This window comes from Henriciella aquimarina, assembly GCF_002088975.1.
Lineage (GTDB): Bacteria > Pseudomonadota > Alphaproteobacteria > Caulobacterales > Hyphomonadaceae > Henriciella > Henriciella aquimarina.
On the sequence record NZ_NCST01000019.1, the window covers coordinates 200,260 to 213,762 of the forward strand.

General features: G+C 59.8%; 12 protein-coding genes. 10 read left to right on the forward strand and 2 right to left on the reverse strand.

Going from position 1 to position 13,503, the window contains the following annotated elements; genetic code table 11:
- The first annotated feature begins 114 nt into the window (after window positions 1–114).
- Window positions 115–1,062 carry a lipoyl synthase gene (gene lipA / locus B8784_RS02935; protein ID WP_084396126.1) on the forward strand — a complete coding sequence of 316 codons (948 nt, stop codon included), beginning with the start codon at window positions 115–117 and terminating at the stop codon, window positions 1,060–1,062.
- 5 nt (window positions 1,063–1,067) lie between these two features.
- Complete coding sequence (locus B8784_RS02940) at window positions 1,068–1,526, forward strand: type II toxin-antitoxin system RatA family toxin (protein ID WP_158085551.1); 459 nt, start codon at window positions 1,068–1,070, stop codon at window positions 1,524–1,526.
- Here B8784_RS02940 and B8784_RS02945 read toward each other — a convergent pair.
- Window positions 1,523–2,014 carry a CinA family protein gene (locus B8784_RS02945; RefSeq protein ID WP_084396128.1) on the reverse strand — a complete coding sequence of 164 codons (492 nt, stop codon included), beginning with the start codon at window positions 2,012–2,014 and terminating at the stop codon, window positions 1,523–1,525. The genes B8784_RS02940 and B8784_RS02945 overlap by 4 nt on opposite strands.
- A gap of 1 nt (window position 2,015) precedes the next feature.
- Window positions 2,016–3,179, reverse strand: a complete 1,164-nt coding sequence (locus tag B8784_RS02950; RefSeq protein WP_084396129.1) for a bifunctional 2-C-methyl-D-erythritol 4-phosphate cytidylyltransferase/2-C-methyl-D-erythritol 2,4-cyclodiphosphate synthase — start codon at window positions 3,177–3,179, stop codon at window positions 2,016–2,018.
- Between the two features lie 113 nt (window positions 3,180–3,292).
- Here B8784_RS02950 and B8784_RS02955 point away from each other — a divergent pair, with 113 nt between their 5' ends.
- From B8784_RS02955 to hfq, 8 genes are all read left to right on the forward strand, one after another.
- Window positions 3,293–4,288: a tRNA dihydrouridine synthase gene (locus B8784_RS02955; RefSeq protein WP_084396130.1), complete on the forward strand. Its 996-nt coding sequence runs from the start codon at window positions 3,293–3,295 to the stop codon at window positions 4,286–4,288.
- Entirely contained in the window at window positions 4,285–5,337 is a 1,053-nt protein-coding gene (locus tag B8784_RS02960; RefSeq protein ID WP_084396131.1) for a two-component system sensor histidine kinase NtrB, read from the forward strand. Before B8784_RS02955 ends, B8784_RS02960 begins: the two co-directional genes overlap by 4 nt.
- Complete coding sequence (locus B8784_RS02965; RefSeq protein ID WP_084396132.1) at window positions 5,334–6,698, forward strand: sigma 54-interacting transcriptional regulator; 1,365 nt, start codon at window positions 5,334–5,336, stop codon at window positions 6,696–6,698. Before B8784_RS02960 ends, B8784_RS02965 begins: the two co-directional genes overlap by 4 nt.
- A gap of 77 nt (window positions 6,699–6,775) precedes the next feature.
- Window positions 6,776–8,971 carry a sensor histidine kinase NtrY-like gene (locus tag B8784_RS02970; protein WP_084396133.1) on the forward strand — a complete coding sequence of 732 codons (2,196 nt, stop codon included), beginning with the start codon at window positions 6,776–6,778 and terminating at the stop codon, window positions 8,969–8,971.
- The gene (ntrX, locus tag B8784_RS02975) at window positions 8,968–10,356 is read left to right on the forward strand and encodes a nitrogen assimilation response regulator NtrX (RefSeq protein WP_084396134.1); all 1,389 of its coding nucleotides are present in this window, start codon (window positions 8,968–8,970) and stop codon (window positions 10,354–10,356) included. The genes B8784_RS02970 and ntrX overlap by 4 nt, the downstream gene beginning before the upstream one ends.
- Before the next feature lie 4 nt (window positions 10,357–10,360).
- On the forward strand, window positions 10,361–11,734 hold the full coding sequence (trkA, locus tag B8784_RS02980; protein ID WP_084396135.1) for a Trk system potassium transporter TrkA: 1,374 nt from the start codon (window positions 10,361–10,363) through the stop codon (window positions 11,732–11,734).
- A 58-nt stretch (window positions 11,735–11,792) separates the two neighbouring features.
- Window positions 11,793–13,175: a TrkH family potassium uptake protein gene (locus tag B8784_RS02985; RefSeq protein ID WP_158085552.1), complete on the forward strand. Its 1,383-nt coding sequence runs from the start codon at window positions 11,793–11,795 to the stop codon at window positions 13,173–13,175.
- A gap of 73 nt (window positions 13,176–13,248) precedes the next feature.
- Window positions 13,249–13,503, forward strand: a complete 255-nt coding sequence (gene hfq, locus B8784_RS02990; protein WP_084396137.1) for an RNA chaperone Hfq — start codon at window positions 13,249–13,251, stop codon at window positions 13,501–13,503.

Below are 13,503 nucleotides of genomic sequence, written 5' to 3' on the forward strand. Positions count from 1 at the left end.
TGTCACAGATTGTCACACTCCGTGATCGATTCAAACGTCTTGTAACATTTGCGGAATTGCAGCCATGAGGAGTTGCAGCTTGATCGAGGCGCCACATCCGTCCATTTAGGGCGCATGGCGACGCTCATTGATGGTACACCGAAGTACAGACACCCGGAGAAGCGCAACCGGCCGGATACCCCTGTCCTGCGCAAGCCTGACTGGATCCGCGTCAAGGCGCCCACCAGTAAGGGATTTGCCGAGACCCAGGAGATTGTCCGCTCGAAAGGTCTCGTGACGGTTTGTCAGGAAGCCGGCTGCCCGAATATTGGCGAATGCTGGACGAAGAAGCACGCCACAATGATGATTCTCGGCGAGGTTTGCACGCGGGCCTGTTCGTTCTGCAACGTTTCAACCGGCAAGCCGGCGCCAGTCGATACAGATGAGCCCCGCCGGCTCGCAGAAGCCGTCTATGAGATGGGGCTTGAGCATGTCGTCATCACGTCCGTCGACCGGGACGATCTCGAAGATGGCGGTGCAATCCACTTTGTAAAGGTCATTGAGGCCATCCGCGAAGCATCGCCTGGCACGACCATCGAGATTCTGACACCTGACTTCCTTCGCAAGGATGGCTGGGAAAACAAGGTCATCGACGCGAAACCGGATGTGTTCAACCACAATCTCGAAACGGTTCCGCGGCTTTATCTGCCGATCCGGCCCGGCGCGCGCTACTATCATTCGCTGCGCCTGTTGGAGCGCGTCAAACTGCGCGATCCGAACCAGTTCACCAAATCTGGGCTCATGGTGGGCCTTGGGGAAACCAAGGAAGAAGTCATGCAGGTCATGGACGACATGCGTTCGGCCGGCATCGACTTCCTGACCATTGGCCAATATCTGCAGCCGACGCGTAAGCATGCGGCCGTGGATCGCTTCGTGCCGCCGGATGAATTCCGCTCCTATGAAGAGATTGCCCGCTCCAAAGGCTTCCTGATGGTGTCGGCCTCGCCGCTGACCCGCTCCAGCTATCATGCTGGGGAAGACTTCGCGAAACTGAAGGCCGCCCGCCTGGCCGCCAACGGATAGGCGCTGTGCCCAAACTTTCGAAAACGGTCATTATCCCGCACGAGGCGGGCAATGTGTTTGATCTGGTTGCCGACATTGGCCGCTATCCGGAGTTTATCCGCTGGATCCGGTCGATGAAGGTCATTCCGTCGGACGTGATTGGGCCTGTAAAATCCTATCGCGGGGAAGCGGATGTTGGGTTCAAGGGCTTTTCGGAGCGCTTCGGGACGGATGTCGTGGCTGATGAAAAGGAACGAACGATCCGGGTGAGCCTGGCCCATGGCCCGTTTCGCCGCTTGCGCAACACCTGGGCGATGCGCCCGGATGGAGAAGGCCGCACGATCGTCGACTTCTTCATCGATTACGAGTTTCGCAATCCGGTGCTGTCGCTGCTGGCGCGGGCCAATACCGAGCTTGCGGTGAACAAGATCATGGCAGCCTTCAAGACCGAGGCCGACCGCCGTTACGGGACGTCTTCGCGCTAGGAGATCTGCTTCCGGATCATCTCGAGGGCAGATTCGAGCGTCGCCATACGCACTTCGTGACGCCCGATGTCACCGAAATAGCATGCCTCATGCAGCACAGCCTTGTTTTCCCGTGCGCAGGCAATGTGCACGGTCCCGACGGGCTTCATCGGCGTTCCGCCGCCGGGACCCGCTATGCCCGTAATGGCGACCGTCAGATTGGCGCGGCTATTCTCCAGCGCGCCTTCGGCCATGAGCCGCGCCACGGCTTCCGAGACCGCGCCATAGTCGGCCAGGATGTCACCGGGAATGCCGAGCACTTCCTCCTTGGCTCGGTTGGAGTAGGTCACATAGCCCCGTTCAAGCACGTCAGAGGAGCCGGAAAACTCGGTAAAAAGACCGGCAAGCAGCCCGCCTGTGCAGGATTCAGCCGTCGCGATCCTGATGCGTCGTTCACGTGCTTCGTCCATGATCAGGAGACAGAGATTTCTTAGGCGGTCGGGAAACATGTCAGGCTCCGTGTGAATGGGCGGCGGGGACCAGCAGGGCTGTGGCCTGGGCGGCGATGCCTTCTCTTCGACCGGTAAAGCCGAGACCTTCGGTTGTCGTGGCCTTCAGGCTGACGCAATCAAGAGGAAGTCCGGCAAGGTCGGCCGTAGCCTGGCGCATGGCCTCGCGGTGCGGTTTGATCTTCGGGGCTTCGCAGATCACTGTGATGTCGCAATTACCGAGCTGCCAGCCCGCTTCGCTGGCAAGCGAAAGGGCGTGCTTCAGGAAAACCGCCGAGTCGGCGTCTTTCCACTTGGGATCGCTGGGCGGGAAGTGATCGCCAAGGTCGCCCAGGGCCAACGCGCCGAAAATTGCATCGGTCAGCGCATGCCAGCCAACATCAGCGTCGGAATGCCCGGCAAGGCCCTGATGAAACGGAATGCGGATGCCGCACAGCGTGATCCCGTCGCCCTCTTCAAAAGCGTGCACATCATAACCGGATCCGATCCGCACTGGCGGTGCTGCGACAGGCTTCAAGATGGCCTCCATGCGCGCAAAATCCTCCTTGAAGGTGATCTTGTCCAGCCTCTGTGAGCCCGGCACAAGCTCAACCCTAATCCCCAGCGTTTCCACTGCGGCCAGATCGTCCACGAGGCTTTCGCCCTGTTGTTCGTGGGCCTTGCTGATCAAACCGTAGCGAAACGCTTGCGGTGTCTGGATTCTGTAAAGATTGTCTCTGGAGACCGTTTCGAGCGTGTCGCCCCTGGATCTCTTAAGCGCATCGCTGACCGGCAGGGCAGGGGCGGCCGCGTCCGCCTTTTTGAGAGCTTCAACCAGTGTTTCTATCGTCGCACCGTCCAGGCCGGGCCGGGCGGCATCGTGGATCAGAACGATGTCATCCTCGCCCGCGTCGATGGCCCTGAGCCCGTTTCGAACGGATTTAGAGCGTGTCGCCCCGCCTTCAACGCGCTTGACGCGCGAGGGCGCCGTTTCGACGAGCTCAGGCTCCGACAAAACAGCCTGCGGCATGACCACCACGATGGACTCGATGTTCGCACTTGCCAGAAAAGCATCGATGGACCACTGAAACAGAGGTTTCCCTGCCAGTTTCTCGAACTGCTTGGGCTGAGCGAGCCCCGTGCGCGATCCGGTGCCGGCCGCTACGATAATCGCATGTGTTTTCATGGCCTAAGCCAATAGTCTGGCTGATGCAGGATGGCCACAGCTATTGCGTCATATCATGTCCAGCTGGTGCGCATGACTATTGTGCAATGCAAAACTATGCTTGAAAAAGAAGTATGAGTGGACTGCACAATAATGAGGCAGAGCAAGTCTGGCTCGCGCCAATGTCGGGGTCGACCGATGCTGCGTTTCGCCGCCAGGCTGTTCGCTTTGGTGCACCTGCCGTCGTCTCCGAAATGGTAGCAGGCGAAGCGCTGGCCGCAGCAAGGCCTGATGTTGTGCGACGGACCTGTCGCCATGAGGGGCGCGGGCGCTGGATCGTGCAGCTTGCTGCCAGACGCCCGGAAGACATGGAGACCGGTGCAATGCTGCTTGCCGAGGCCGGTGTCGATCAGATCGATATCAATATGGGTTGCCCTTCGCGGCAAGTGACAGGTGGGTCTTCCGGTTCGGCCCTCATGAAGGAACCTGAACTCGCACGGGCCATCATTGATGCGGCTTTGCGGGGCGGGGCTGGTTTGCCCGTGTCGCTCAAGATGCGGCTTGGCTGGAATGATGACATGTTGAACGCGCCGGACATCGCGCAATACGCAGAACGTGCCGGCATCTGCATGCTGACGGTGCACGGACGCACGCGCTGCCAGTTCTACAAGGGGCAGGCCGACTGGGCGCGTATCCATGACACTGTCGCCGCTGTGAACATTCCAGTCATCGCGAATGGCGACATTGATAATGTCGAGACGGCCCGGATGGCGCTCGAACAATCGGGGGCTCACGGCGTCATGATCGGCCGGGCTGCGATGGGCGAGCCCTGGTTGCCGGGCAAGGTTGCTGCGGAGCTGGCGGGCGATGCTTATGTCATGCCTGCGCGGGAGGTTCAGCTGCACAGTCTGCTCTCGCAAATCGACGACAGCCAGACGCTTTATGGTGACCGGCTCGGGCTGCGGATCGTACGCAAGCACATCGCTGCGGCGATCGACAAGCTCCCCCTGGATTGGTCCTCGCAGGAACGGCGCACCATTCGGGCAGCCGCCTGCCAGATGAACCAGGCATCGGAATTGAAAGACTTTTTGTCGGGTATCTATCTTCAGGAAAGGAGGGTCGCGGCATGAACCTGACCCTGAACTTGTCGGACCTTGCACCGCTTGCGTTGCTGCAAATTGACAATCGGCGAAGGATCGATGCCGCAAATACGGAAGCGCAAATGCTTCTCGGTCATTCGGAATCCGCATTGCGGGGGCGCAGTCTCAGCGAATTTGTCTATCACGACTCACCGCTCTTCGAGCTGCTCGACCGTGTGTTCGGGCAGGAGGGCGATGTCAGTGCCCACAATGTTGCGATCTCCGGTCCGGCGATTACAGGTGGGCGCGCTTTCGATGTGAAGCTGCGGCCAACACCGCCGCATGGGGTTATCATGGCGGTCACGGATGCCGTGGCACGCGACCCGTCTCATGGGGCGGTCGGCATCTCCGGCTTTGGGCGCATTCTCGGCCATGAGGTCAAGAACCCGCTCGCCGGGATTACGGGCGCGGCCCAGCTTCTTCTCAGAGGCGCCGATGAAGAGCAGTCGTCCCTTCTGAACGTCATTCGCAGCGAGGCAGGCCGGATTGAGCGCCTGGTCACGCGGCTGTCGGCGTTTGAGCTCTTTTCCTCACCGCGCAAAGACCTCTTCAATATCCATGAACTCCTCGACAAGGTGTTGCTCTCGGAGGAAGCTGCAAATGGCGGCAAGATCACGCTGAAGCGGGCCTATGACCCGTCGCTTCCGGAAATATTCGGGGATGAGGACCACCTTCACGAAGCGTTTCAGAACATCGTGCGCAATGCAGCCGAAGCCGCCGCCGAAGCTGAGGGCAATGGACATGTGACCCTTCAGACGGCCTTCGAGACAGGGTTCGCCTTTTCCAAGACGCGCAACGCCAAGCGCCTTCAGCGAACAATCCGTGTCACTGTCGAGGACAATGGTAAAGGCATACCAACGCGGTCGCGTGAACAAATGTTCGACATGTTTGCCTCGACAAAGGCAGGTGGTCGCGGTTTGGGGCTCAGTGTGGTTTCTGAAGTTGTTGCTGCACATGAAGGCCGTATCAAGGTCGAAAGTCGACCAGGGCAGACCCGCTTTTCCGTCTATCTGCCCATGAAACGGGATGCATCTACATGAGTAACAAGACAGTTCTGCTTGCAGAGGACGATGCGAGCATCCGCCTCGTCGTCAATCAGACGCTGGTAACCGCAGGCTATCAGGTTCGCGCAACAACGTCGGCTGACGCGCTGGAGCGCTGGATCCGAAACGGGGAAGGCGATGTTGTCGTCACCGATGTCTATCTAGGCGACACGGCCATCTTCGAATTGCTGCCGTCGATCAAGCTCGCACGGCCGGATCTGCCGGTGATCGTCATGAGCGGCCAGAACACGATCCTAACCGCCGCCTCGGCGGCTCGGCATGGCGTGTTCGACTATCTGCCCAAGCCATTTGATATTGACCAACTGACCAATCTGGTCGGTCGCGCGCTTAAAAGTCCGAACAAACGGGAGACAGCCGCTCAGGGGGCGAAGCCTGACGCCGACGCCAGTTTGCCGCTCATCGGCCGATCGGACCCGATGCAAGAGGTCTACAGGATCATTTCGCGTGTGATGAACACCGACCTTACGGTGCTCATCGAAGGGGAATCCGGCACCGGGAAGGAGCTTGCGGCCCAGGCCGTCCATCAACTCGGCTCCGGCAAGGAAGGGCTCTTCAAGGCGCTAGACCTGGCCGCCATGCCGACCGAGCAGATCAGCCGCGATCTTTTTGGCACGGAGGATCAGCCGGGGCTTGCCTTTCAGAAGGATGCCACACTTTATCTGGATGAGATCGGCGACTTGCCGGCCGAAGCCCAGACCCAGCTGGTCAAGCTTATGCGCGAGGCCGGCGGGGCGCGGATCATTGCGTCGACCCGGCAGCCTTTGGCCAAGCTCGTCGATGAGGGCCAGTTCCGTGAGGACCTGTTCTACCGGATCAATGTGGTGCGGATATTCATGCCGCCGCTGCGCCAGCGCAAGGAGGACATCCCTGAGCTCGTGCGCACTTTCCTGCTAAGGGCCCAGCGCAAGGGGCTTGCCGCCAAGCAGATCGAGCCGGCCGCAATGGACCTGATGATGGCCTATGACTGGCCCGGCAACGTCCGTGAGCTTGAGAACCTGATCATGCGCCTGGCGGCTCTCAGCCCGGATGCCGTGATCTCCCAACGCGACATCGAGCGCGAGCTGCGGGCAGAAGCGCTGAAAGACCTCTCGGCCAATACGAGCTTCGAAAAAGAGGTCGAGACCCTGTTGCACCGCTACATCATGGCGGATCTGCTGCAGGCCTCGCCTGATGACAGCAAGATTCACCAGGAGGTTCTGGAGCAGGTCGAGCGCCCGCTAATAAAACTCGCCTTGTCAGTGACTTCCGGCAACAAGTTGAGAACGGCGGCCCTGCTTGGCGTCAACCGGAACACGCTACGCTCACGCATTAACTCGCTCGGTTTGGCAGACGACTGATTGACCTGAGGCCAAACTGTTGCTCTAAATCCTCACTGTTGCGATTTGGTGACAGGTAAGTTGTCCGAGGGTCGAGTTTGGTCGGGTTCCTGAAGTCAGGCAATGCCCAGTCAGGGTGGGCCCTGTTCCAGTGGCTATTCGTCATTGCTGCATTCCTTGCCGCGACCGTCACCTTCGTGGCCGTCTCGGACATGGATCCGATCGATCCCGTCAGCCGGGATGTCCAGATCCTCCTGATCGCGAATACCGTTATCATCGGTATTCTGGCGCTGATCATTGTGCAGCGCTATCTCGCCACTCGCACTGCCAAGCGCGGCGAGGGCGGTGAACGCCTCGCGCGGCGCTTCCTTCTCCTCTTTGGCTTGTCGGCCGCCATTCCGGCTGTCGTCGTGTCTCTCTTTCTTTGGACGGCCATCTCACGCGGATTCGATACCTGGTTCGGTGAGCGGATCGTGACGCTTGTCGAGCAGACCGCCGCTGTCGCCAGGGAGAATGTCCAGGAATACAGCGATGTGCTCGAGGAAGACACGCGCCTCATGGCGACGGACGTCAACAATGCCCTCGAAGGCCTTACGGAAGATCCGGAACGGTTTTCCTCCTATCTCGGAATTCAGGCCTATGTCCGGAACATGCCGGCCGCCTACATCATCGACGATGAAGGCGTCCCGCTTGCCATTGGCGAGAATACGGGCAGCAGCGGCTATTTCCGGAAGCCGACCGAGGGGATGTTTGCCGAAGCCGATCAGGGCGACGTCATCCTCTCCCTGCAGGAGAATGAGGGGTTTGCGACGTCTCTGGTTCGTCTGGACGGGATGGAGGACGTCTATCTCTACCTCGCCAAACCGCTCGACAAGGATGCCTTTGCCAGATTGCGCCGGGCCGAACAGGCCCTGGAAGAGTATCGGATTGCCGGGGATTTGAGCGCACGCTCGCAAACGCTCTTCGTCGTTGCCTATGGTCAGATCGTGGCGCTCGTCCTGCTGCTTGCCGTGCGCTTGGCGCTTGAGGCCGCCAGCCGGATCACCGGCCCGATCGGCAGACTGGCCAATGCCGCCCAGAGCGTGCGTGACGGTAATCTCGACGTTCGTGTCCCGCTGCCCGGCAGCAAGGACGAGGTGCGGGAACTCACACGCTCCTTCAATGTCATGACCGAGCAGCTAGAGGGGCAGCGCTCCGCGCTTATCTCCGCACGGGAAGAGGCCGAAGACCGGCGGCTTTTCGTCGAAACGCTTCTGGCCGAAGTCAGCACAGGCGTCATGCGGATCGACGATCAGTTTGTCGTGACCCTCGCCAATCCGTCGGCGCAGAAGCTTCTCGGCTTCGATACGCCCATGGAGGGCAGCAGCCTGTCTGATGTGGCGCCAGCCTTCGAGCGCTATTCCGCTGAGGTCTTCTCGACGGGCCATCCCATCGATGCATCGCTGGATGTCAGCGGACCGGACGGGCATCGTCATTTCCGCCTGAAGGTCGCTCGCGATTCCACGGGTGGACTCGTGCTGACGTTCGACGATGCGACCCGGCTCGTGAATGCCCAGAGGCAACTTGCGTGGCGGGACGTGGCGCGCCGTATCGCCCATGAAATCCGCAATCCGCTCACGCCGATCCAGCTCTCTGCTGAACGCCTTCGGCGCCGTTACGCCCGCTATGTTCCGGAAGATGATGTTGTCTTTCAGCGGTGCACGGAAACGATTCTGAGGCAGGTGACCGATATTGGCCGCATGGTCGAAGAGTTTTCCGGTTTTGCGAGGATGCCCAAGCCCACCCTTCAAAGCTTCGATCTGGCTGCGCTCCTGGAAGAGACGGGCTTTGCCCAGCACGTTGTCAGTCCCGATATAAATGTGGACGTGCGCAATGTTCGCAGCCCATTGATGGTGACCGGTGACGAAAGGCTGCTCGCACAGGCCATTGGCAACATCATCAAGAATGCCGCCGAGGCGATTGAGCGGTTGCCGGAAGTTTCCGAAACAAGCGGGCTGATCGAGATTGTCACCGAAGATCTGGGTGATTCCATCGAAATTGTGATTGAAGACAACGGGCCGGGCTTTCCCGAAGCAGCCCGTGACCGGCTGCTCGAGCCCTATGTGACCACGCGCGAGAAGGGTACAGGCCTTGGGCTTGCTATCGTTAACCGTGTTATCATGGATCATGGCGGCTCGATTTCCCTCCAGGAAAGGCCGGACGATCAGCAGGGCGCTTATGTACGCATCGTGCTGCCCAAGAATGGCGAACTTATCACCTTTGCCGAAACCGACACTGCGGAGGCCATATCATGACCAGCGATATTCTTATCGTCGATGACGAGCCGGACATCCGGGACCTCATCGCCGGCGTCCTGGAGGACGAGGAATACTCTGTCCGCAGTGCGGCAACAGCTGAAAAGGCGCTCGAAGAGGTGCGCATGCGGGCGCCGGGCCTCGTCATCCTGGATGTCTGGCTTCAGGGCAGTGACATGGACGGCCTGTCCCTGCTCAAATATCTGAAATCGATCGATCCGCTGATGCCGGTCATCGTGATCAGCGGCCATGGCAATATTGAAACGGCTGTCGCGGCCATTCGGCGTGGCGCTTATGACTTCATCGAAAAGCCGTTCAAAGCCGACCGGCTGATCCACCTTGTCGAGCGGGCTCTGGAATCAGCGACGCTCAAGCGCGAGAACGCGTCACTGCGCACCATGGTCGTCAGCAGTGATGACTGGATCGGGGCGAGCGCCGCTGCGGCAGCCCTGCGGACCTCAATCGGCAAGGTCGGCCCGACGAATTCACGTGTCATGATCGTCGGTCCGGCCGGTGCCGGCAAGGAGCTGGCGGCCCGTCTCATCCACGCCCATTCCAATCGCACCAATGGTCCCTTTGTTGTCGTCAATGCCGCAAACATCTCGCCGGACCGGATGGAGCAGGAGCTCTTCGGCGAAGAGGATAGCGAAGGCCGGCCACGCCGCATCGGCTTGTTCGAGAAGGCCCATGACGGGACACTGCTTCTCGATGAGGTCGCGGATATGCCGCTCGGTACGCAGAACAAGATCCTGCGCGTCCTGACCGAACAGCGTTTCCAGCGGGTCGGCGGCAAATCGGATGTCCGGGTCGATGTGCGTGTCATGTCGGCTTCAACGAAGGACCTCAAAGAGGAAATCGAGGCCAAGCGCTTCCGCGAAGATCTCTATTACCGCCTGAGTGTCGTGCCCATCAAAGTGCCTTCACTGGCCGAGCGCCGCGACGATATTCCGGCCCTTGTCGAGCATTTTACCGCCAAGATTGCCGACAGCTCCGGATTGAATGCGCGGCAGTTCTCTTCGGAAGCGATTGCGGTGCTCCAGTCCATGGAATGGCCGGGTAATGTGCGCCAGCTCAAGAACCTTGTGGAGCGGATCCTGATCCTGTCGGCCAATGATGCCAAACGGCCTGTCTCGGTCGACGAGCTGCCGCAGGAACGCGGGGCAGGGGATGGAGGCTCCGGTCCGTCGGCCTCTGCCGAGCTTGTCGGGCTGTCGCTGCGGGATGCGCGCGAGCAATTCGAACGCGAATACCTGACCCTCCAGATCACGCGGTTTGATGGAAATATCTCGCGGACAGCGGAGTTTATCGGGATGGAGCGCTCGGCTCTTCATAGAAAACTAAAGGCTCTTGGTGTAAGCGCGTCCGGAAACCGGTCGGAAGCCTGAAGCCATGAAGGTTATTATCTGCGGTGCGGGCCGGGTCGGCCAGGGGATTGCCCGGCGGCTCGCGCGTGAACACCATGAAGTCACGATGATCGATCAGGATGCGCGCCTGATCGACATTGTCCAGACAGAGCTGGACGTGAAGGGCTTACAGGGCCATGCCGGCCACCCCGACGTGCTGAAAGCCGCGGGCGGTGATACTTGCGACATGATCGTCGCCGTAACCTATTCAGACGAGATCAACATGGTGATCTGCCAGGTCGCCGATACGCTGTTCTCGATCCCGACCAAGATCGCGCGCGTTCGCGCCCAGCAATATCTCGAGCCCGGTTGGCGCGCGCTGTTTTCGCGTGAAGGGCTCGGCATCGATCTCGTCATCTCTCCGGAAGTCGAGGTGGGCGACGCCATTCTCCAGCGGTTCAAGACCCCCGGGGCCATGATGAGCGTCAACTTCGGTCGCGGAGATGTACAGCTCATCGGGATTGAAGTCCTGCCGGACAGCCCCGTTCTCGATACCGCGCTCGATCAGCTCCAGGGCCTGTTTCCAAGCCTGAACGCCAGAATTGTAGGTATTAGCCGGGGTGGTACGGTGTTCGCGCCGCGCGGCAATGATCACCTGAAGGTGGGGGATACGGCCTATGTCGCGGTCCTGAAATCCCATGCGCACCGGCTCAACAGCATCTTCAACCGTCCCGAGACGGATGTCCGGCGCGTTGTCGTCGTAGGCGGCGGAAATGTCGGCCTGTATGTTGCCGCCGGCCTGGAGAAACAGGCGGATGTCCGCGTCAGGGTGATCGAGGCCGACATCCGCCAGGCTGAGAAGGCCGTGTCGGATTTGAACCGGACAATCGTCATCCACGGTGACGGGCTGACACGTTCGATCCTTGAGGAGGCAGACGCGCCGACAGCCGACCTCGTCATTGCGACCACACATGACGACAAGACCAATATTCTCATTTCGAAGCTCGCCAAGCAGATGGGCGCGAAACGCTCTCTTGCGTTGGTCAACGCACCGGAGCTTTCACAGCTTGCCATAGAGATGGGCGTTGATGCTGTGCTCGACCCGAAGGCGCTGACGGTCTCGCGGATTCTCATGAAGATGCGGCGGGGACGGATCCTGGCGCTGCAGTCGCTGGAAGATGGCGCGGCTGAAATCGCGGAAGGTGTAACGCTTGAGACCTCGCCCCTGATTGGCAAGCCGCTTGGCTATGACGATCTACCGAAAGGGATTACAGCGGCGGCGATCCTGAGAGATGGAGAAGTCATCTTTGCGGCCCCGGACGTGGCGCCAAAAGCCAATGACCATGTCCTGCTGTTCTATGAAGACAGCCTGACCAGCAAAGTCGAGCAATTCTTCCGCGTCAGCGCAGACTTCTTCTGATCCGGGACGCCACGGAGACTGGATACTACGTGCGATGAACTATGCCGCCATCATCCGGATGCTGTCGATCAGCGGTGGGGTCTATGCCGTCCTGATGGTTTTCTGTGCGGTTGCGGCGATAATTACCGCCGAGACCACGCAACTCCTGGTCTTTTTGAGCACCGCGGTCCTTATGGGAACATTGTCGGCGGCCTCTCTCGTATTGACGGGTGTGCCCCGGCGTCGCGCCCAGGCCTCCGATGGCCTGGCGTTCATGGTCTTCTTCTGGTTCGTTTCGCCGCTGATGTGCGCGCCTCCTTTCCTGATGGGGGTTCCGAATGACAGCATCATCACCGCCATACACGAGGCTGTTTCCTGCCTGACGACAACCGGCCACAGCGCTTACTCCGTTGAAGCACCGGACTTGCCGGCCGCTCTTATCCTCTGGCGGGCCATGCTCCACCTGGTGGGGGCCATCGCGACGATTACGTTCGCAGCGACCGTTCTGGCGGCGATAAACCTCGATGGCCCAGGTATCCACAGAACGCATCTTTTCAGCATGTCGGACCGGAGCTTTTTCGACTCCATTCCGCGTGTGCTTCGCACCGTAATTTCTGTGGCCTGCGTCTGCGTCCTCATCGTCTTCGCGATCGAAGTCGTCGGGGGCATCCCGCCTCATACGGCGCTTCTGGATGCGGTCAGCGCGTTCAGTACCGGGCTGGCGGAGCCACATGGCATGTATGAAGACGTGACGCGCCATGCCCGGGCGCTCGGGCTGACGGTTGGCCTTCTGCTGGGCTCGCTCGGTATCTTCATCATCCTGCAAATACGGGCCGGCCAGATCCGCAGTTCGTTGTACGATCCGGAAGTCGGCACCTTTGTGCTGGCCCTGCTGGTTTTCGCATTCCTGGCCGCATGGGACGGGCTTGGTATCGTCAACTCGCTGGGCTGGTCGATTTCCGCGCTCTCGACCAGCGGCATCGCGCTGGTTTCACCGGCGACAACACATTCGCTGCCGCTTGCCCTGCAACTCGCACCGCCGCTGATCGGTGGGGCGGCGCTTTCGGCTGCTGGCGGGATCAAGCTAGCGCGTCTCTATGTGTTGAGTCGGCGTGTGGGGCAGGAGTTCCTGCGTATGGGCTTTCGTCAGTCCCTGCTGAGTTTCGAATTCCGCCGGCGGGTTCAGTCGGATCGCACGATCATGGGGGTCTGGGTCTATCTCGTCGCCTATGTCATGGCCTGCGCGGTCGGTTTGCTGCTGTTTTCCTTCACAGGGTCCAGTTTTGAGGACGCAATTACGAATACGGTTGGCAGTCTGACGAATTCCGGCAATCTGATCGATGTGGAACATCTGCCGGAAGATGAAGTTCGTCAGATATGGCTTATGTTCGGTATGATCTTGGGCAGGCTTGAAGTTCTCGCCTTCCTTCCGCTGCTTACTGTATCATTTTGGCGGCGTTGAGAGGTGAAGGGCTTGCCAATGAAGCACAATCCGGATAGCGCCTGCGAAAACGCATAGCGAACAGGAAGAGACCATGTCTTCAGACAAAAAACAAAACTTGCAGGACACGTTTCTTAATGCCGTCCGGAAATCGCGTACCCCGCTTACAATATTTCTCGTGAATGGCGTGAAGTTGCAGGGCGTCGTGACCTGGTTCGACAATTTCTGCGTGCTGTTGCGCGGCGATGGCCGTCCGCCACAGCTGGTCTACAAGCACGCCATCTCGACAATTGCGCCAGGCGCGCCCGTGCAATTGTTCGATGAGGAAAGCGCTTCGGAGGCCGGTTGA

Excerpts from the sequence above, each read along its gene's own strand:
- lipA (WP_084396126.1), top strand. The coding sequence starts at position 115 with ATGGCGACGCTCATTGATGGTACACCGAAGTACAGACACCCGGAGAAG.
- B8784_RS02945 (WP_084396128.1), bottom strand. The coding sequence starts at position 2,014 with ATGTTTCCCGACCGCCTAAGAAATCTCTGTCTCCTGATCATGGACGAA.
- B8784_RS02950 (WP_084396129.1), bottom strand. The coding sequence starts at position 3,179 with ATGAAAACACATGCGATTATCGTAGCGGCCGGCACCGGATCGCGCACG.
- B8784_RS02955 (WP_084396130.1), top strand. The coding sequence starts at position 3,293 with ATGAGTGGACTGCACAATAATGAGGCAGAGCAAGTCTGGCTCGCGCCA.
- B8784_RS02960 (WP_084396131.1), top strand. The coding sequence starts at position 4,285 with ATGAACCTGACCCTGAACTTGTCGGACCTTGCACCGCTTGCGTTGCTG.
- B8784_RS02965 (WP_084396132.1), top strand. The coding sequence starts at position 5,334 with ATGAGTAACAAGACAGTTCTGCTTGCAGAGGACGATGCGAGCATCCGC.
- ntrX (WP_084396134.1), top strand. The coding sequence starts at position 8,968 with ATGACCAGCGATATTCTTATCGTCGATGACGAGCCGGACATCCGGGAC.
- trkA (WP_084396135.1), top strand. The coding sequence starts at position 10,361 with ATGAAGGTTATTATCTGCGGTGCGGGCCGGGTCGGCCAGGGGATTGCC.
- B8784_RS02985 (WP_158085552.1), top strand. The coding sequence starts at position 11,793 with ATGCTGTCGATCAGCGGTGGGGTCTATGCCGTCCTGATGGTTTTCTGT.
- hfq (WP_084396137.1), top strand. The coding sequence starts at position 13,249 with ATGTCTTCAGACAAAAAACAAAACTTGCAGGACACGTTTCTTAATGCC.